This is a genomic window from Rhodococcus sp. 06-418-5, from assembly GCF_002258285.1.
Taxonomy (GTDB): domain Bacteria; phylum Actinomycetota; class Actinomycetes; order Mycobacteriales; family Mycobacteriaceae; genus Rhodococcoides.
On record NZ_NOYE01000008.1, the window covers coordinates 360,568 to 377,872 of the forward strand.

Sequence of the window (17,305 nt, forward strand, 5' to 3'; positions counted from 1 at the left end):
GGGGGTGCCGTCGGCGGAAGGAAACAGGGAACGGTCAGGTCATCAGGGTCGAGGTATCGACCACCTGACGGCGCCATTTGCCGAAGGATCGCGGCGAGGACACCGCGAGAACGGCGACCGGGCGGTCGTTGTGTCGGTAGAGAGCGACGAAGGGCCCGGTGGTGGGGTCGCCCTCGACGATGTCGGCGATGCAGTCGGGTCCGTGATGTCCGGCGAACTGGATTCGCGCGGCGTATTGGTCGGACCACACGTATGGCAGTCCGGTGAACCCCTTGGACCCACCGGTCAGCAGTGCCTCGACGGCGACGGCAGGGCGGGTTGCGGCGGAGGTCCAGTGTTCGTCGCGCCGAATCACCCCGGAGGCATCGCGCACTGCAGCGCAGTCCCCGACGGCGACGACGGCTGGGTTGGAGGTGATGCCGCGGTGATCGGTCACCACTCCGCCGTGGATGTCCAGGCCGGATCCGTCGAGCCAGCCGACGTTCGGCGTCGAACCGACGCCGAGGAGGACCACGTCGGACTCGATCATCGAACCGTCCGCCAATTCCACCGCACGTACCCGGCCCGCCTGGACGACGAATCCGGCTACCGATACTCCGGTCAGCAGTGCCGCACCGGCGTTGCGGTGCCACCCGGCGATGAGTGAGCCCAGCTCACTGCCGAACACGCGAGCGAGCGGAGTCTCCGAGGCTTCGACGACGGTCACCGAAGCGCCCATTCCTACTGCAGTGGATGCGACTTCGCTGCCGATGAACCCGGCTCCGACCACCGTGACCCGAACTCCCGACGACAGCGAAGACCGCAGCGCACGCGCATCGTCCAGGCTGCGCAGCACATGAATTCCGTCGATCCCGACGGTGCCGGGGAGCCGGCAGGCCGCAGCTCCGGTTGCGATCACCACCGCGTCGGCACCGATATCGCCGGATGCGGTCGAGACCGTGGTTCCCGACAGGCCGGTGGCCGCACAACCGAGACGCCACTCGACGTCCAGACCGTCGATGTCGAGTGACAATGCGGATTCGTCACCGAGAAGGAAACTCTTGGACAGTGGCGGTCGGTCGTACGGCAGGTGCACTTCGTCGCCGATCATCGTGATGCGGCCGTCGAAACCCTGATCGCGCAGTGCGCGGGCTGCGGCCACCCCGGCGAGCGAGGCTCCGACCACTGTCACCGACTTCACGGAGTGACCGCGATGCGGATGACTCCGTCCTCGACGTGTACGGCGTGCGTACGTACGGGGATCTTCGCGGGAGCACCCAGTGCCGCTCCGGTGCGTAGGTCGAAACATGCTGTGTGGAGCGGGCATTCGACGGCGCAATCCTCCACCCAGCCTTCGGACAATGAGGCGTCCTGGTGGGTGCAGGTGTCGTCGATGGCGAAGAACTCACCTTCGACGTTGAAGATCGCGATCGGCGGTGCTCCGGCCGGGGTGATGCGCAGGGCCTCGCCGTCGGGGAGATCCTCGGCGCGACCGACGTCGAGCAGGACGCGGGTGGAGAACGTTGCGGTCATGGTCGGGCCTCCGGGGACCTGAGGGTGTGCAGTGCTCGTGTTGTACCCAGCGTGGGATCACCCCGTTGCGGCGATGGAACGCTCGAGTTTCGATCGTGTGAATCTGTTGCGCTATACGAAGTGCAGTTCGTATTGTGCAACTAAATCAACTCGACGTACACCCCCTAGGAGCGTGTCATGTCCTCGAGCATCCCGAGGGTTGTGATCGTCGGTGCCGGAATCGTCGGCTGCAGCCTCGCCGACGAACTCACCGCACGTGGCTGGACGGACGTGACCGTCCTGGACAAGGGCCCGCTACCGCTCACCGGAGGTTCCACCTCGCATGCGCCGGGCCTGGTGTTCGCCACCAATTCGTCCCGATCGATGTCGCGCTTCGCGGCCTACACGGCCGCCAAGTTCAAGAGCCTCGATTGCTTCCTCGGCGTCGGTGGCCTCGAGGTGGCGACGACGCCCGAGCGCGTCGACGAACTGCATCGACGCCACGGTTTCGCCACGTCCTGGGGACTGCAGTCGGAGGTGGTGGACGCCGAACGGTGCCTCGAGCTCTACCCCCTGCTCGATCGCGGCTGCATACTCGCCGGCCTGCACACCCCCGACGACGGACTGGCCAAGGCCGTCAAGGCCAGCGCGACGCAGGCCGAGCAGGCCACCGCCCGCGGTGCGCGCTTCATCGGCGGCATGGACGTCACGTCGATCGACCGGAGCAACGGTCGAGTCACGGCCGTGCGGGCGGGCGAGCACACCTTCGAGGCCGATATCGTCGTCTGCTGCGCCGGATTCTGGGGGCCGGAGCTGGGCGAGCTTCTCGGTATGACGGTGCCGCTACAGCCCCTGGCGCATCAGTACGCGCACACGACCGAGTTGGACCTACCGTCGCGTCGAGCTCGTACCGAAGCGGTTCTGCCTATCCTCCGTCATCAGGACGAGCGGCTCTACTACCGCGAACACGGCGATCACCTGGGAATAGGCTCGTACCACCACCGTCCCATGCCCGTCGATTCTCGCGAACTCGGTTCCAGTGAGAACGTGACCGCGCAGAACATGCCGTCGTCGATGCCGTTCACCGAAGCCGATTTCGCCGACGCCTGGCAGCGCAGCACCGAGCTCCTTCCCACGCTCGAACACGCGAAAATACAACACGCGTTCAACGGCATCTTCTCCTTCACACCCGACGGCGCACCGATCGTAGGAGAATCACGAGAAGTGCAGGGGCTCTGGGTCTCCGAGGCGATCTGGGTGACGCATTCTGCCGGCGTCGCGAAATCGCTCGCCGAGCAGATGATCACCGGGCACAGCGAGATCGACATGCACGAGTGCGACCTCTACCGATTCGAGAAGACCGACCTGGTGCCGTCGAACGTGGCGCGCACCAGTGCGCAGAACTTCGTCGAGGTGTACGACATCATCCACCCACTGCAGCCCAAGGTGGAACCGCGACCGCTCCGCGTCAGCCCGTTCTACGGTCGTCAGCAGGAGCTCGGCGCGATGTTCCTCGACGGTGCCGGCTGGGAGCGACCGCACTGGTACGAGTCGAACAGCGTTCTGCTCGAACAACTTCCGGAACAGTGGCAGGCACCGAAGCGAGAGCCGTGGTCGGCGAAGTTCTGGTCACCGATCAGCGCCGTCGAGGCCTGGCGCACCCGCGAGGCGGTGGCGATGTACGACATGACGCCGCTGCGACGCCTCGAGGTCGGCGGACCCGGTGCGCTCGCGCTGCTGCAGAAGTTGACGACCAACCAGCTCGACAAGAAGGTCGGCAGCGTCACCTACGCACTGATGCTCGACGCGACCGGTGGTGTTCGCAGCGATGTGACCGTCGCCCGAGTTGCCGAGGATCGGTTCCAAGTGGGAGTGAACGGTCCGCTCGACGAAGACTGGATGCTGCGCCATGCCGGCAGTGATGTGTACGTTCGCGACATCACCGGTGCCACCGCCTGTATCGGTCTGTGGGGACCGTTGGCGCGGGAGGTGCTGGCTCCGCTCACCTCGGCCGACATCTCGCACACAGGGCTGAAGTATTTCAACGGTAGGACCATTCATGTCGGCGGGGTCGACGTCCTGGCGCTGCGACTGTCGTACGTGGGCGAGCTCGGCTGGGAGCTGTACACCGACGCCGATACCGCACTGCGCCTGTGGGACACGCTGTGGGAGGCCGGGCAGGCGCACGGCGTCGTGGCCGCAGGGCGCAGTGCGTTCAACAGTCTCCGACTGGAGAAGGGCTACCGGTCGTGGGGTACCGACATGACCACCGAACACGATCCGTATCAGGCGGGGCTCGGGTTTGCGGTACGAAAGGCCAAGGGCGACTTCATCGGAGCCTCGGCGCTGCAGGACGAACGCGGCGGACCGGTGTTGACCTGCCTGACGTTGGACGACCCGTCGCACGTGGTGATGGGCAAGGAACCGGTCTTGATCGACGGCACCGTGGTCGGGTACGTGACCAGCGCCGCGTACGGATACACGGTCGGCAGGACGGTGGCCTACGCCTGGCTACCGGCAGGGCTGCAACCCGGTGATCATGTTGCAGTGCAGTACTTCCGAGACATGCTCCCCGCGACGGTCATGGCCGAACCGCTGGTGGATCCCGACATGAACAAGATCAGGTGCTGACATGACGTATGACGTGATCGTCCTCGGTATCGGTGGCATGGGCAGCGCTGCCGCCTGTCACCTCGCCCGACGCGGGCAGCGTGTGCTGGGTATCGACCAATTCGGACCGGCGCATGCGCTGGGATCGAGTCACGGCGGCTCCCGCATCTACCGGCAGTCGTACTTCGAGGACCCGGCCTACGTGCCGTTGCTCCTGCGCGCGTACGAACTGTGGCACGACCTCGCCGCGGACAGTGGGCGCGATGTGTTCACCGAAACCGGTGGCCTCTATGTGGGAAGGCCCGACGGGCTCACGTTCGGCGGAAGCCTGCGGGCGTCGGAGAAGTGGGGTCTGAAGCACGACGTACTCGACCCTGCCGAGGCGCAGCGACGGTTCCCGACGGTCCGACTCAGGTCCGACGAGTTCGCCCTGTTCGAGGAGAAGGCGGGCATCGCGCGACCGGAGACGACGGTGGCCGCACATCTCGATCTCGCCGAGGCTGCCGGTGCCGAACTGCGCTACGACGAGAAGGTGCTCGGTTGGGAATCCACCGACTCCTCGGTGACCGTGACCACGGTGGCCGGAACGTACACTGCTGGAGCGCTGGTCATTTCACCGGGAGCGTGGGCACCGCAGCTGTTGGCCGAGATCGGCGTACCGCTGGTGGTCGAACGGCAGGTGATGCACTGGGTCACCCCGGAATCGGGCGAAGCGGCCTTCGACAGCTCGCACCACCCCGTCTATATCTGCGGGGACGGGCCGGATCAGATCTACGGCTTTCCGGCCATCGACGGGGACGGCGGCGGTGTGAAGATCTCGTTCTTCCGCGCCGGGACACCGTGTGATCCCGACACCATCGACCGCACAGTGCATCCCGAAGAGATCGCTCGACTGCAGGAGCGCATCGTCACCACGTTCCCGGCACTGTCGGGACCACACCTGGATGCGAGGACCTGCATGTACACCACGACGCCGGACGAGCATTTCGTACTGGCGAAGCATCCGGACCACGCCAATGTCACCGTGGCGTGCGGGTTCTCGGGCCACGGGTTCAAGTTCGTTCCCGTCATCGGAGAGGTTCTGGCCGACCTCGCGATCGACGGGGCCACGTCACACCCGATAGCGCTGTTCGACCCGGCGAGATGCGCGGTGTCGGCATGACCATGGTCGATCCCGAACTGCAGCCCACTCTGCTCCCGACGTTGGGCGGCGAAACATACGTCGATCCAGCATATTTCGTTCGCGAGCAGGAGCAGATCTTCGAGCAGATGTGGTTCTGCGCCGTCAGATCGGACGACATCGCAGAGCCCGGAAAATTCCGCACGGTTCAGGTCGGTCGAGAGTCGATCCTGGTCAGCCGCAATCGGAAGGGCGGCGTGACCGCGTTCTTCAACATCTGCCGACATCGCGGCGCGACTCTGTGCACCGAGGCGTCGGGCACGGTGCGTCGAAACTTTCAATGTCCCTATCACGCATGGACGTACGATCTCGACGGCAAGCTGATCGCAGCTCCGAACCTGATCGATATGCCGATGATCGATCGGGTGGAGTACGGGCTCCGGAAGGTGCATGTCCGGGAATGGCTCGGATACGTCTGGGTGTGCGTTGCCGAGGAGGCCCCGTCGTTCGAGGACACGGTGCAGGGCGACGTTCGCGAACGACTCGGAGGTGTGGGTGCCATCGATTCGTACGACGTGGAATCACTCGCCCTCGGGCGCCGGATCGTCTACGACGTCAAGGCCAACTGGAAGCTCATCGTCGAGAACTTCATGGAGTGCTACCACTGCGCCACGATTCATCCCGAGCTCACCGAGGTGCTACCCGAGTTCGCCGACGGCATGGCAGCACAGACGTACGTGGGGCACGGTGCAGAGTTCGGCAGTGACATAGCCGGCTTCACCGTCGACGGCTCCCACGGATTCGACGCCCTCGACGGGGTAGGGGAGGATCGGGATCGACGGTACTACGCCATCACGATCAGGCCGACGGTGTTCGTCAACCTGGTTCCCGACCACGTCATCATCCATCGCATGTTCCCGATGTCCGTCGATCGAACGGTCGTCGAATGCGATTGGCTCTATGCCCCTGCAGTCGTGGCAGATCCGCACAGCGCGGCGACGATGGACAAGAGTGTGGAGCTGTTCCATCGCGTCAACGAGCAGGACTTCGAGGCGTGCGAGCGGTGCCAGCCGGCGATGTCGTCACGGATGTATCGCGACGGCGGCGTGCTGGTGCCGGCGGAGCATCACATCAGGGCGTTTCACGACTGGGTCGGATCACGTTTGGCCGGACCAACCCAATAGCGTCGAGACGCGCTGTGCAGCAGCGAGAACGGACACCCCTGCCGCGGTGAGGCGGTCCTCGTCAAGTCGGTAGGCGGGGCCCGAGACGGTGATCGCACCCACCGCGGAGCCGTCGTAGCTGAGGATGGTGGCCGCTGTCGCGTTCAGTCCGATCTCCAACTCCTCGCGCGCGTAGGCGATTCCGGTGGACCGGACCGTCTCGATCTCGTCGAGCAGATCGGTCTTGGTGGTGATGGTGTTGGCGGTGAACAGTTCGAGATGACCGTCGACTCCGGCTTTCAGAAGCGAGTCGTCGTACGCCATCAGTGCTTTCCCGCTGGACGTCGCATGCAGAGCAGATCTCTCACCGAGCCAATTGTGACTGATGATCGACGAACCGCCGCGGACCTGATCGATATTGACGGTGACGTTGCCGTCCGGCACAGCGATGTTGACGGTCTCGCCGATGGTGTCGGCGAGTTCCTGCAGGATCGGTCGGGCGATGCGGGTGATGTCGAGTTGCGCGGATACCGACGTGGCGAGGCGGATCAAACCGATGCCGAGGCGATACTTGCCGCGCTCGCCTGGTTGTTCGACGAGTCGGCGAAACTCCAGTGCGCTGAGCAGGCGAAACGCCGTGGACTTGTGCACTTCGAGGTGCGCCGCAACGTCCTGCACGCCGGATTCACCGTGGTCGGCAAGGTATTCGAGCACCTCGATCGCGCGATCGACGGACTGAACAGGGGACTCGGACACCAACCCAGTGTTGCAGACTCAGGCGACGCCGACCCATCGAAGCCCCGCAGTGGTGGCGGCTGCGGCGAGAACGATGACCACGAACGGCGCTCGTCGCCAGGCGAGTACGGCAGCGACAGCTACTCCTGCGGGTAACGCGAATCCGGCGAAGTCCTTGCCTACGAGGAGCGTCGAGGTGGCGACCAGTGCCACGAAGATGACGGCGACTGCGGTGGTCATCACCTTGTCCATGCGAGGGGAGATCGTGACTCGGGTGCGGAGTGCCGGGCCGGCGATGCGGAGCGCGTAGGTGCCGATGATCAACGCGAGCAGGGGAATCGTGAGGCTCATGCGGATTCCTTCTGTGCGGCAGGGGTATTGGAGAGCATGGCCGGTACGACGGCGATCAGTGCCAGGAGAACGGGTAGTCCGCTGGGCAGGAACATCGACGCGACGAGCGCAATGCACGCGCCGGCGAGGGCTGCGTTGCGGGTTGCCCGGTCTCGGAGCGCAGGCATGATCAGTCCCAGCAGAATCGCCGGGAATGCGGCATCGAGACCGAGTGCGGCGGTATCGCTGATCGCTCCACCGCCAAGGGTGCCGATCGCCACGCCGATGTTCCAGGTGACGAACAGTCCGATCCCGCACACCCAGAACGCTGTTCGACGGCTGCCCTCGTCGTGTTCGGCCACGCTGAAGGCCACTGCCTCGTCGGTGATGAGGTGAGTGCCGAGTAGCCGCTTCAGTGGTGCGACGTTCCGAAACACCTCGCCGATGGAGAAGCCGAGCGGAACCAGTCGGATGTTGGCGAGCAACGCGCTGGCCACAGCGGCAACGGGATTTCCCCCGGCCGCCAGAATTCCGACGAAGATGAACTGGGACGAGCCCGCGAAGACCACCAGTGACATCACGACCGGAAGCCACAGTGGCAGGCCCGCGGCTACGGAGATGGCACCGAACGATGCCCCGACCAAGGCGTCGGCCAAGCAGACCAACGCAATGTCGCGGATGTTGACCCCCTGCAGGGTTCGCCATGTCGAACGCATGGTCGTTATAGTGGACCCTGTTAGTCTGTTCGTCAAATCAAACGGACGTACCGATGGAGTGAACGAATGGCGGATACCGGTCCACCGATTGCGGCCATCGCTGCCGCTCTCCAGCAGGAGCGACGACGCGTCGGCCTGTCTCTCGCAGAAGTCGCCCGCCGTGCCGGCATCGCCAAATCGACTTTGTCGCAACTGGAATCGGGTACCGGAAATCCGAGCCTGGAGACTCTGTGGGCGCTCAGCGTGACGCTGGACGTGCCGTTCTCCAGGCTGGTCGAGCCCGCGAAGCAGTCGGTCCGCCTGATCCGTGCGGGGGAGGGGCCGAGATTCGCGTCGGACAGAGCGGACTACACGGCGACCCTTCTGGCGTCGTCTCCGCCGAACGCCCGCCGAGACATCTACTTGATCAGCGCGGACGTCGGCGAACCTAGGCGTTCGGATCCGCATTCGCCGGGTGTCGTCGAGCACGTGGTGCTCAGCGCGGGACGAGCCATGGTCGGGCCACTCGGCGAGGCCGTCGAGCTGGCTCCGGGCGATTACGTGGCCTACCCCGGCGATGTGCCGCATATCTTCGAAGCGTTGGAGCCGAACACCATGGCAGTGATGATCACCGAACACAGCTGACGGGTGGGGAATAGTCGGCGGGGGTGTCTCGTTGGAACCTCTGACGGCGTCCGCTTGGCAAGCCCCGGGCCTCACCCCATTTGTCGCTTCGAGCGACCACTCGCCGAGAGGCGTTTGCAGCGGGCGTCGTCGCTACTTCTGTCCGTGTAGCGAAGGGACGAGATTCATGGCAGCGAAGACATGGTTCATCACCGGCACCTCCAAGGGCTTCGGTCGTGAGTGGACGATCGCAGCGCTCGAGCGCGGTGACCGGGTAGCGGCCACCGCCCGCAACACCGACACATTGAAGGACCTGGTGGAGCAGTACGGCGACGCCATCCTGCCGATCGAACTGGACGTGAACGATCGCGCGGCCGACTTCGCGGCTGTGCAGCAGGCCTACGACAAGTTCGGTTCGCTCGACATCGTGGTCAACAACGCCGGCTACGGCCAGTTCGGCATGATCGAGGAACTCTCCGAGGAAGATGCCCGCGCGCAGATCGAGACCAACGTCTTCGGTGCGCTGTGGGTGACGCAGGCGGCCCTGCCGTTCATGCGTGAGCAGGGGAGTGGCCACATCCTGCAGGTGTCGTCCATCGGCGGAATCTCCGCGTTCCCGAATGTCGGTGCGTACCACGCCTCCAAGTGGGCCCTCGAAGGATTCAGTCAGGCGTTGGCCCAGGAGGTCGAGGACTTCGGTATTCACGTGACGCTGATCGAGCCGGGTGGGTTCTCCACCGACTGGTCCGGCCCGTCCGCGAAGAAGTCCACCGATATCGCGGCCTACGACCCGATTCGGGACAAGGCTGCGAAACTGCGCAGTGCCCGACAGGCGACTCCCGGTGATCCGAGTGCAACACGGTCGGCACTGCTCAAGGTCGTCGACGCCGAAAAGCCGCCATTGCGAGTCTTTTTCGGCGAGGCTCCGCTGCAGATCGCGACGAAGGACTACGAGTCGAGGCTCGCGAGCTGGCGCGAATGGCAGCCCGTGGCCGTCGAGGCACACGGAGGCTGATTCTTCCCAGGGACCAGCAGAAGTCGACTCGAGCTGCAGCGACTTCGGCTTCGGACCGTGGCAGGTTGGCGTCGACGCCTCTTCGAGGTAGGGGTTGCGAAGCACGACCGTCTTGCGGGTAGCTGCCTGCAAACGCATCGCCTGCCAGAAGTGCTTGCGCGCGGATTCACGCCCCTCGTGGGGATTCACACCGCCTGTAGCGGGCGTGAATGACGATGAAGGGCGTGGATTGGGTAGTGGACTTATCGTGGCGTGATGAAAATCCGATTCGACGTGGGTTCGTATGCGGTCCGGGAGGTCGAGGGCAGCGATGGTCCTGAGGACCTCCTGGCGGTGTTCAACAGCAATCCCGAGTTCCTCGACGCGAGTACGTTGCACACCGGTGTCACCGCATTCACCACGGAGGATGTCGAGAAGTTCCTGTGGCACAACACGGTTATGGAGAACTCCCATTGTTTGGTGATTCGTGTAGCAGAACGAGTCGTGGGGGCGATGACGTTGCTTGTTCCGCATCCGCGCGAGGGACAGCCATGGGTGGGGAGTCTGATCGTCGACGCGGACGAGGGCCTCGATCGTGTGGCGAATCCGGTGCTGGCGCAGCTCGAGCGCAGGCTTGCGGCGCAGGGGTGGACCCATGTGTTCGTGGGTCCGATGGTCAGCATGGTCGAGAGCATCGGATGGTGGCGTTCACACGGCTATCTGCCGGTCGAACGGCGACTGGACAACGACAAACGCGAGGTCGAAGTCCGTCGAAAAGTGTTGCCGTCTATCAATTCTTCGGAGTGAGCGCCGTGATGTTCGACGACGTCAGTTCATCGGTGTCGGCCGTCTCGTCGAAGTAGCGCCGAAAGAGCATCCGCATCGACTCGATGACCTCGATGTGCTGCTGAAGAATGGCATCGAGAGACCGATCGGTGCCGGTGGCGAGACGCAGGAATTTGCCTTGCAAATCCTGGGCAGACTTGAGGTCGCCCCAGGACTTGACTTCGGTCAACTGGGTTGCTTGAGCTTGCATCTTGGCGAGGTGTATGAGGTAGGCAGCGCATGCCGCGTCGCATTTCGCGGCGACGTCGGGGGGAATGGTGATGGTGCCGGCGTCGGCTTGGGCGTTGAGGTCTTCCCAGTGTGCGATGAGGTTTGGCCTGGCTTCGGTCACGATTTCTGCGTCTCTCAGTCGATGGATTTAGCTGGGAAGATCCGAGTCGAGCCCTGCGACCAGGGAGTTCAGCTCCGTGCACGGGGCGTACAGCGGGTTCTTGACCAACGCGCTGGTGATGATTGTGGCTCTGATCAGTTCAGGCCCGGCTGCGAAGGCGACACCGCAGTTTCGGGACGCGTCAGCAGACAATTGTTGGTACTGGGTGGCGTCACGCGTGCCCACTCGAACAGGTTGGAGGCGGTCGAAGTAGCTCGGATCGTCGATGTATTCGATGCTTTCCAGTCCGACAAATATCGAGAAGATGTACTCGCTGCTCGGAGGTTGCGTCTCCCAGCTGCAAATCTTGAAACCGTTTTGATCCCGCCCGAAGACTCCCGATTCCTTGGTGTCCACGTTCAATCCCGCTCGTTCGATGGCCTCGTCGGGGATGGTGCAGGGGTCCCAGGGCGTCGGTGCGGGGTTGGTCGTACTGGCCGCCCCACTTGATGTCGCGTCGGCGACGGCGTCATCATCGGTGGTGTTCGAGCAGCCCGCGGCGATCACCAGCACCGCCATCGCCGGTATCAATTGTCGTGCCCTGCGCATTGCCTCACCCATTTCTCGCGGACGTCTACGTCCTTGGACGCGGCCCGGCTCTTGTCGGTTCCAGTACCTTCGCTGCGAACCTCGGCGTTCGGAATCGCAGTCGATCGGCGGGTAGTCGCGCGCGGTGGACGCTGGTGAACCAGCAGATTCGGCCGCAGATCTCCGACCTCATGGGCGAAGTCGAGTCTCTTCTTCCGTGACGGTCCTGCGGGCAACGCGCTGACAGATCTGCGTCCCTTTGGCATGGTGGAGGGATGCAGCGGCGCGTGGGCGAGAGTTGTTCCGCGGGACCGGTCTCAGGGGTAACCCCTGGGTACATCACGAGAATCGAGCACTGCGTCCGAAGCTGGTCTGCACGCTCCGCGTGCTTGGCAGCTCCGAGGACGAAAGATTTCGGTCGCCCCGCGCCGTTGCATGTCACAGCGTTGAATTCCACGGCACTGCATCCGATCGACGACCGCCTGTGACCGAACGCGAATTGACCCCACAGGCGGCCGCGACGCTGGCGCGCCTGGCTGCGGACGCCGAGTGGACGCGATCAGGACTCGCGGAGGCGTTCGAGCCACTCGTCCCGGCCAAAGCGACGTGGTTGGCGGATCGGGTCATCAATCTGTATCCGAGTCCGCCGTTCGACGAGGCATCGATCTTCGTTCTGCTGCGCGACCTTCCGTTCATTCCGGAGCCGTCGGTGTCGTCACAGAGACCGACGCGCAACAGTGACAAGCCCTGGCGATTCGAGGTACCGCGGTACGAGACCACCGGTCAGCTCGCGCGGTCGCTGGACCTGACGATCTCCGAAATCGAATGGTTCGCCGATCTGCAGGGCAGGCTTCGCACTGCGCCGTTCCCGTTGCAGCACTATCGATCTGCACGGCTCGACAAGCGTCAGGGCATCCGACTGCTCGAGGTGCCGAAGCCACGTCTACGGGAAGTTCAACGAAAAATACTGCGCCGCATCCTCGATCGGATCCCGGCTCATCCGGCGGCGCACGGCTTCGCGAAAGCGCGCAGTCCGCGTACATTCGCGATGCCGCATTCCGAACGCGACGTGGTGATCTCGGTGGATCTTCGACGCTTCTTTCCGTCCATCGGATTCGATCGAGTGGTCGCGATCTTCGAGGCCGTGGGATATCCGCGGACAGTCGCGGCGAATCTTGCCGCGCTCTGTACCACGGTGACCCCGGCACGTGAGTTGGTCGGCGTGGACCGTCCCACGGCGGCGCGGCTTCGCGCCACCCACCTGCCGCAGGGGGCGCCTACGTCACCTGCGTTGGCGAATCTGGCTGCGCGACAACTCGATATCCGGGCCACCGGGCTTGCCCGGTCCGTCGGTGCCCGCTACAGCCGATACGCCGACGATCTGGCGTTCTCCGGTGGGCCAGACCTCGACGTGGACAGACTGCTGTGGTTGGTTTCTCAGATCGCCCACGACGAAGGCTTCACGATTCATCCGGACAAGACCAGGGTCAGGCGCGCTCATCAGCGACAACAGCTCACCGGACTCGTCGTCAACTCGTGGCCGGCGGTGCCCCGAGAGGAGTACGACACTCTCCGGGCACTGCTGCACAACTGCATCGCCAGCGGCCCAGCCGAGCAGAATCGGCATCGCCACAACGACTTTCGGGCGCATGTATATGGACGCATCGCCCGAATAGGCGAAACGAACGAAATGCGTCGAGCAAAGCTACTGAGCATGGCATCCCGGGTGAATTGGGACTGAAGCGGCGAATCGGCTCCTGGGATTCGGATTCCATCCTCTGATCGCAGTCGGAAATCCAGAACTGAGGAGCCGATTCACAGTTCAGACGGCTTGCACCCTGAGCAATACCCCCGTCTGCGGGAACAGCACCGGTAGTGCCACACCTGCCCGAGCCAACATCGACCCCGACAGCTCGACCACTCCGCCGTCGGCGATCCACGGTGGTAGCTCGATCCCGTTGCCGGAATCACTCAGTGCATGAACGAATTCGACGCGATACCGCACGGCCGGATCGAGGCCGGGAAGCCGAACACGATCGGTGCGGTCCTCGGGGGAGGTGTCCATTCGCACCACTGCGTACGCGGCCTCCGAGCAGTCCGCAGCCACGACGCCGTGCACCCAGACACTCGGGTCGGGATGGTCGGCGCGTACCACGTTGCCGGTGTGAAGCAGTCCGCGCAATTCCTTGTACAGCGCAGTCCACGACCGCAGGTACTCGTGATCTTCCGACGACAGCTCGGTGACGTCCATCTCCAATCCGGCGTGACCGAACAGTGATGTCAAGCAACGGAACTGAAGAGTCGACCATCGACCGGACGTGTGCGCGATCTGCGGACCGACATGCGAGCCGATCAGCTCCGGAGGCAGCAACTGCGTCGTCCACCGCTGCAACCTTTGACGTTCGAGTGGATCGTTGGTGTCCGACGCCCATACGCGGTCGGTGTGTTCGAGGACCTCGAGGTCGATGCGGGCGCCGCCGGATGCGCAGGATTCGAATTCGACGTGGGGATGCCGCGAACGCAACGCGTCCAACAGCCGATAGAACGCCGAGGTCTGGGCATGCACCGCAGCGCGTCCGTCGGAATCGACCGCCAGCATCAGGTCCCGGTTGTGGTCCCACTTCACGTAGTCGGGCCGCTCGTTCGTCAACACGGTATCGATGGCAGTGAGGAGATACTCGAACACCTCCGGGCGGGTCAGATCGAGCACGTGCTGGTGACGCCATTCGAGGGGTAGTCGCCCGGGTGCCGCGAGCAGCCAATCCGGATGCGCCCGAGCGATGTCGGAATCCAGGTTGACCATCTCGGGCTCGAACCACAGTCCTGGACTCATACCGAGTTCACGAACGTGATCGAACAGCGGTGCCAGTCCGTCGGGCCAGACGCCCTCGTCCACCTGCCAGTCGCCGAGGCCGGCTCGATCGTCGCGGCGGTGTCGGAACCATCCGTCGTCGAGCACGAATCGTTCGACGCCTACGTGCGCGGCGACGTCGGCGATCTCGCGGAGTCGGGTGAGATCGTGATCGAAGTAGACCCCTTCCCACACGTTCAACACCACCGGTCGCGGCGAGGTGGGATGTGCGGATCGGGATCGCATCCATCGGTGCAGCGACTGCGCCGAACCATCCAGCCCTGCATCGGAATACGCGAAGTGCACCCACGGTGTCGTGTAGGTGTCGCCGTCCTGGAGTATCACCTCGCCGGGTGCCAGCAGCTCTCCGCCACCCAACACTCCTGAGGCCTGGCCGGCCCGCTCGGGTAGACGCTCGGCCAGATGCAGGTGATCGCCGCTCCAGGCGACATGTGCACCCCATACCTCGCCAGTGCGAAAGCCGAAGCCTTCACTACCGGCGGTGAGAACCAGGGTGGCGTCGTGCCCGGTTCTACCGCGTCGTGAGGCGCGCACGGTAGAGCCGTGATCGAACCGTCGCCGCTGCGGGGTACGTTCGCGGCAATGCCGTCCCGTCAGGTCGAGTAGTTCGGTTGCACTGTCCGGCAACGGCATCAGCGTCACCACGCCGTCGACGGTCAAGGGTCCACCGGAAACGTTGCGAACACTCTGCTGCACTCGCAGTGAGCCACCGATCTCCAACGACAACTCGATCGACCACGCGATTCCCAACTCGGAGTCGGACGCCTCGACCTCACAACGGAAGTCGTCCGCGCGAACAGCGACGTCGCCCCACCGTGGGTACTGCACCGACCCATTGCGGTGCAATGCCAGAGCCGGTGTGCCCTGCCAGGCGTCGTCGCTGCCGGGTGCGAGGGTGAGCCACCGGGGCACATCCACGCTCGAATGCGGGACAGCGGGGATCGCGGCCCTGCGCAGCTCGGTCAGGTCGTTCTCGGACAGCTCCCCCAGATCGGTACCCCAATGCAGCACGGCCGGAACGGCGGTGGACGACGGGCCGAGAATCACCATGACACCGTCACGGCGAAGGACGGAAAAACTCACTTGTTGGCACCCATCGTCAGACCGGATACGAAATGGCGTTGCAGCGCAACGAATACCAGCACTGTCGGTAGAGCCACCAGCACCGAGCCTGCGGCCAGCAGGTTGGTGTCGGTGAAGAAGCTACCCTGCAGATTCTGCAGCGCCGTCGTGACCGGGAGCTTGTCGCCACTGACCATCAGGGCCAGAGCCCAGAAGAAGTCGTTGTAGATCCATGTCACCATCAGTGTCGCGAGTGCAGCCAGCGCGGGACGGCACAGCGGCATGACCACCTGCCAGTACTGGCGGAACAGGCTCGCTCCGTCGACGGTGGCGGCCTCGAGCAGCTCGTGCGGAACTGTTTTCATGTAGTTGCTCAGCACGAACACACAGAATCCGGTCTGGAACGCGACGTGCACGATGATCAGACCCCAGTAGCTGTCGTACAGCGAACCGGAGGAACTCATCCAGTACGGAACGGGAATTGCGTTGTACAGACGGAAGAGTGGCGTGAGCAAAGTCTGCTGGGGCAGCAGGTTGCCTGCGATGAACACCGCGAGCATGAAGATGTTGAACTTCCAGCTGAAGCGGGCCAGGATGAATGCCGCCATCGAGCCGAAGAACAGGATGAGCAGTACCGACGGCACGGTGATGATCAGCGAGTTGAAGAAGTAGTGCGGGATTCCGCCGATCTGCCACGAGTCGATGTAGTTGCTGAACGTATAGCCGCCGACGGACAGGTATCCGTTGAGCAACACGTAGTCGTAGTCGCGGAACGAGTTGTACACCGCCCACACGAGCGGGAACATCCAGACGAGCGCCATGACGGTCAACAGCACGTAGATGGCGATCTGGGCGGTGCCGGCGCGCCGACGGTTGGCGACGGCGGCGCGGTTGCGGGTCAACGGATCGCGCTCGGGCGGTGCTGTGCGGGTGAGTGAAGTGGTCATCAGTCTTTGCTCCGAAGAACGATGGCGAGGTACAGGGCGATGAAGACGAGAGAGATGAGAAGCATGACGGTCGCCAGGGCCGAGCCGAAGCCGATGCGGCCTGCTTCACCGACGACGTTGGCGGTGACCAACGCCGATATCAGTTCCAAACCGTTTCTGCCCCTGTTGATCACCCAGACCAGGTCGAAGGCGCGCAGTGCCTCGATGACGGTGATGACGACGATGAGCAGATTGGTGTTCTTCATCAGCGGGAAGATGACGCTGAAGAACGTGCGAATCGGCCCGGCACCGTCCATCACCGCGGCTTCGCGGACGGATGGATCGATGGCCTTGAGGCCGGCCAAGTACAAGAGCATGATGTAGCCGGTGTGACGCCACCCGGCGGCGACCATCACGGCCCAGATGTTGATGTCCGGGTCGCCGAGCCAGTCGACGTCGGTGCCCAGCAGGCTGTTGAGGACGCCGCCCTCGGTGGAGTAGATGAGCTGCCAGATGAAGCCGATGAGAGCCATCGACAGCACCACGGGAATGTAGAAGATGCTCTGGTAGAGCCGAGACCCTTTGAGGTTCTTGTCCAGAAGGATCGCCAGCAGGATGCCGATGACGGTGGGGACGAGGAACAGGAATACCAGCCAGAGCACGTTGTTGTGCAGGGCCTGTTGGAACGGTGGGTAGGCCTCGACGGCATCGACGTAGTTCCGAGTGCCGATCCATTCGATGCTCGATGTGCCGCCGATGCCGTCCCAGCGGGCGAAGGACAGGATCACCGTGAAGATCGTCGGAATCCAGACGAGACCGATGACGATCAGCGCGGGGACTCCGAGCATGAGCGCGATGGTCCACTTCTCGCGAACACTGCGCCGAATCTTCGGCGACTTGACCCGTTCGGGTGCGGTCATGGCATTACCTGATCTCGAT

General features: G+C 63.9%; 17 protein-coding genes. 7 read left to right on the plus strand and 10 right to left on the minus strand.

The window, feature by feature from the left end; genetic code table 11:
* Nucleotides 1–34: 34 nt before the first annotated feature.
* Both CH274_RS03485 and CH274_RS03490 read right to left on the minus strand, forming a co-directional pair.
* Entirely contained in the window at nt 35–1,180 is a 1,146-nt protein-coding gene (locus CH274_RS03485; protein WP_179275626.1) for an NAD(P)/FAD-dependent oxidoreductase, read from the minus strand.
* Nucleotides 1,177–1,512 (minus strand): bifunctional 3-phenylpropionate/cinnamic acid dioxygenase ferredoxin subunit, encoded by a 336-nt coding sequence (locus CH274_RS03490; RefSeq protein ID WP_179273657.1) that lies wholly within the window; start codon nt 1,510–1,512, stop codon nt 1,177–1,179. Before CH274_RS03490 ends, CH274_RS03485 begins: the two co-directional genes overlap by 4 nt.
* Nucleotides 1,513–1,689: 177 nt before the next feature.
* Between CH274_RS03490 and CH274_RS03495 the strand changes: the two genes are divergently transcribed.
* From CH274_RS03495 to CH274_RS03505, 3 genes are read left to right on the plus strand one after another with little or no spacing between them, the layout of a single operon-like run.
* The gene (locus CH274_RS03495; RefSeq protein ID WP_094656732.1) at nt 1,690–4,122 is read left to right on the plus strand and encodes a GcvT family protein; all 2,433 of its coding nucleotides are present in this window, start codon (nt 1,690–1,692) and stop codon (nt 4,120–4,122) included.
* A gap of 1 nt (nt 4,123) precedes the next feature.
* On the plus strand, nt 4,124–5,263 hold the full coding sequence (gene solA, locus CH274_RS03500; RefSeq protein ID WP_032397068.1) for an N-methyl-L-tryptophan oxidase: 1,140 nt from the start codon (nt 4,124–4,126) through the stop codon (nt 5,261–5,263).
* On the plus strand, nt 5,260–6,405 hold the full coding sequence (locus tag CH274_RS03505; RefSeq protein WP_045200696.1) for an aromatic ring-hydroxylating oxygenase subunit alpha: 1,146 nt from the start codon (nt 5,260–5,262) through the stop codon (nt 6,403–6,405). Before solA ends, CH274_RS03505 begins: the two co-directional genes overlap by 4 nt.
* Here the strand turns inward: CH274_RS03505 and CH274_RS03510 are convergent.
* Genes CH274_RS03510 through CH274_RS03520 form a run of 3 tightly spaced genes read right to left on the minus strand, consistent with a single transcriptional unit; the run spans nt 6,379 to nt 8,165 of the window.
* A complete protein-coding gene (locus CH274_RS03510; protein WP_094656808.1) occupies nt 6,379–7,140 on the minus strand; it encodes an IclR family transcriptional regulator in 762 nt (253 codons plus the stop codon). The genes CH274_RS03505 and CH274_RS03510 overlap by 27 nt on opposite strands.
* A gap of 18 nt (nt 7,141–7,158) precedes the next feature.
* Nucleotides 7,159–7,470, minus strand: a complete 312-nt coding sequence (locus CH274_RS03515; RefSeq protein WP_094656733.1) for an AzlD domain-containing protein — start codon at nt 7,468–7,470, stop codon at nt 7,159–7,161.
* The gene (locus CH274_RS03520; protein ID WP_045197892.1) at nt 7,467–8,165 is read right to left on the minus strand and encodes an AzlC family ABC transporter permease; all 699 of its coding nucleotides are present in this window, start codon (nt 8,163–8,165) and stop codon (nt 7,467–7,469) included. Before CH274_RS03520 ends, CH274_RS03515 begins: the two co-directional genes overlap by 4 nt.
* A gap of 66 nt (nt 8,166–8,231) precedes the next feature.
* Between CH274_RS03520 and CH274_RS03525 the strand changes: the two genes are divergently transcribed.
* The 3 genes from CH274_RS03525 to CH274_RS03535 all read left to right on the plus strand — a co-directional run bounded on the left by CH274_RS03525 (nt 8,232) and on the right by CH274_RS03535 (nt 10,569).
* Nucleotides 8,232–8,789, plus strand: coding sequence for a helix-turn-helix domain-containing protein (locus CH274_RS03525; protein WP_032397072.1), 558 nt, complete (start codon nt 8,232–8,234; stop codon nt 8,787–8,789).
* A 166-nt stretch (nt 8,790–8,955) separates the two neighbouring features.
* A complete protein-coding gene (locus tag CH274_RS03530; protein WP_094656734.1) occupies nt 8,956–9,783 on the plus strand; it encodes an SDR family oxidoreductase in 828 nt (275 codons plus the stop codon).
* Between the two features lie 255 nt (nt 9,784–10,038).
* Nucleotides 10,039–10,569 carry a hypothetical protein gene (locus CH274_RS03535; RefSeq protein ID WP_094656735.1) on the plus strand — a complete coding sequence of 177 codons (531 nt, stop codon included), beginning with the start codon at nt 10,039–10,041 and terminating at the stop codon, nt 10,567–10,569.
* Here the strand turns inward: CH274_RS03535 and CH274_RS03540 are convergent.
* Together CH274_RS03540 and CH274_RS03545 are read right to left on the minus strand one after the other, a co-directional pair.
* The gene (locus CH274_RS03540) at nt 10,553–10,939 is read right to left on the minus strand and encodes a hypothetical protein (RefSeq protein WP_094656736.1); all 387 of its coding nucleotides are present in this window, start codon (nt 10,937–10,939) and stop codon (nt 10,553–10,555) included. The two genes, CH274_RS03535 and CH274_RS03540, sit on opposite strands and share 17 nt — an antisense overlap.
* Nucleotides 10,940–10,966: 27 nt before the next feature.
* The gene (locus CH274_RS03545) at nt 10,967–11,527 is read right to left on the minus strand and encodes a DUF3558 domain-containing protein (protein WP_256993464.1); all 561 of its coding nucleotides are present in this window, start codon (nt 11,525–11,527) and stop codon (nt 10,967–10,969) included.
* A gap of 463 nt (nt 11,528–11,990) precedes the next feature.
* On the opposite strand from CH274_RS03545, the gene CH274_RS03550 reads away from it, so the two are divergent.
* A complete protein-coding gene (locus CH274_RS03550) occupies nt 11,991–13,247 on the plus strand; it encodes a reverse transcriptase family protein (RefSeq protein ID WP_094656737.1) in 1,257 nt (418 codons plus the stop codon).
* An 81-nt stretch (nt 13,248–13,328) separates the two neighbouring features.
* On the opposite strand, the gene CH274_RS03555 is transcribed toward CH274_RS03550, so the two are convergent.
* The 3 genes from CH274_RS03555 to CH274_RS03565 are packed head-to-tail and all read right to left on the minus strand — an operon-like array spanning nt 13,329 to nt 17,286.
* A complete protein-coding gene (locus tag CH274_RS03555) occupies nt 13,329–15,461 on the minus strand; it encodes an alpha-galactosidase (RefSeq protein WP_256993465.1) in 2,133 nt (710 codons plus the stop codon).
* A complete protein-coding gene (locus CH274_RS03560; protein ID WP_082073862.1) occupies nt 15,458–16,387 on the minus strand; it encodes a carbohydrate ABC transporter permease in 930 nt (309 codons plus the stop codon). The genes CH274_RS03555 and CH274_RS03560 overlap by 4 nt, the downstream gene beginning before the upstream one ends.
* Complete coding sequence (locus CH274_RS03565) at nt 16,387–17,286, minus strand: carbohydrate ABC transporter permease (RefSeq protein WP_045197906.1); 900 nt, start codon at nt 17,284–17,286, stop codon at nt 16,387–16,389. The genes CH274_RS03560 and CH274_RS03565 overlap by 1 nt, the downstream gene beginning before the upstream one ends.
* Between the last annotated feature and the right edge of the window lie 19 nt (nt 17,287–17,305).

What these genes read in the sequence shown, in the direction of transcription:
- CH274_RS03490 (WP_179273657.1), bottom strand. Translation starts at nt 1,512, where the DNA reads ATGACCGCAACGTTCTCCACCCGCGTCCTGCTCGACGTCGGTCGCGCC.
- CH274_RS03495 (WP_094656732.1), top strand. Translation starts at nt 1,690, where the DNA reads ATGTCCTCGAGCATCCCGAGGGTTGTGATCGTCGGTGCCGGAATCGTC.
- solA (WP_032397068.1), top strand. Translation starts at nt 4,124, where the DNA reads ATGACGTATGACGTGATCGTCCTCGGTATCGGTGGCATGGGCAGCGCT.
- CH274_RS03505 (WP_045200696.1), top strand. Translation starts at nt 5,260, where the DNA reads ATGACCATGGTCGATCCCGAACTGCAGCCCACTCTGCTCCCGACGTTG.
- CH274_RS03515 (WP_094656733.1), bottom strand. Translation starts at nt 7,470, where the DNA reads ATGAGCCTCACGATTCCCCTGCTCGCGTTGATCATCGGCACCTACGCG.
- CH274_RS03520 (WP_045197892.1), bottom strand. Translation starts at nt 8,165, where the DNA reads ATGCGTTCGACATGGCGAACCCTGCAGGGGGTCAACATCCGCGACATT.
- CH274_RS03525 (WP_032397072.1), top strand. Translation starts at nt 8,232, where the DNA reads ATGGCGGATACCGGTCCACCGATTGCGGCCATCGCTGCCGCTCTCCAG.
- CH274_RS03530 (WP_094656734.1), top strand. Translation starts at nt 8,956, where the DNA reads ATGGCAGCGAAGACATGGTTCATCACCGGCACCTCCAAGGGCTTCGGT.
- CH274_RS03535 (WP_094656735.1), top strand. Translation starts at nt 10,039, where the DNA reads ATGAAAATCCGATTCGACGTGGGTTCGTATGCGGTCCGGGAGGTCGAG.
- CH274_RS03545 (WP_256993464.1), bottom strand. Translation starts at nt 11,527, where the DNA reads ATGCGCAGGGCACGACAATTGATACCGGCGATGGCGGTGCTGGTGATC.
- CH274_RS03560 (WP_082073862.1), bottom strand. Translation starts at nt 16,387, where the DNA reads ATGACCACTTCACTCACCCGCACAGCACCGCCCGAGCGCGATCCGTTG.
- CH274_RS03565 (WP_045197906.1), bottom strand. Translation starts at nt 17,286, where the DNA reads ATGACCGCACCCGAACGGGTCAAGTCGCCGAAGATTCGGCGCAGTGTT.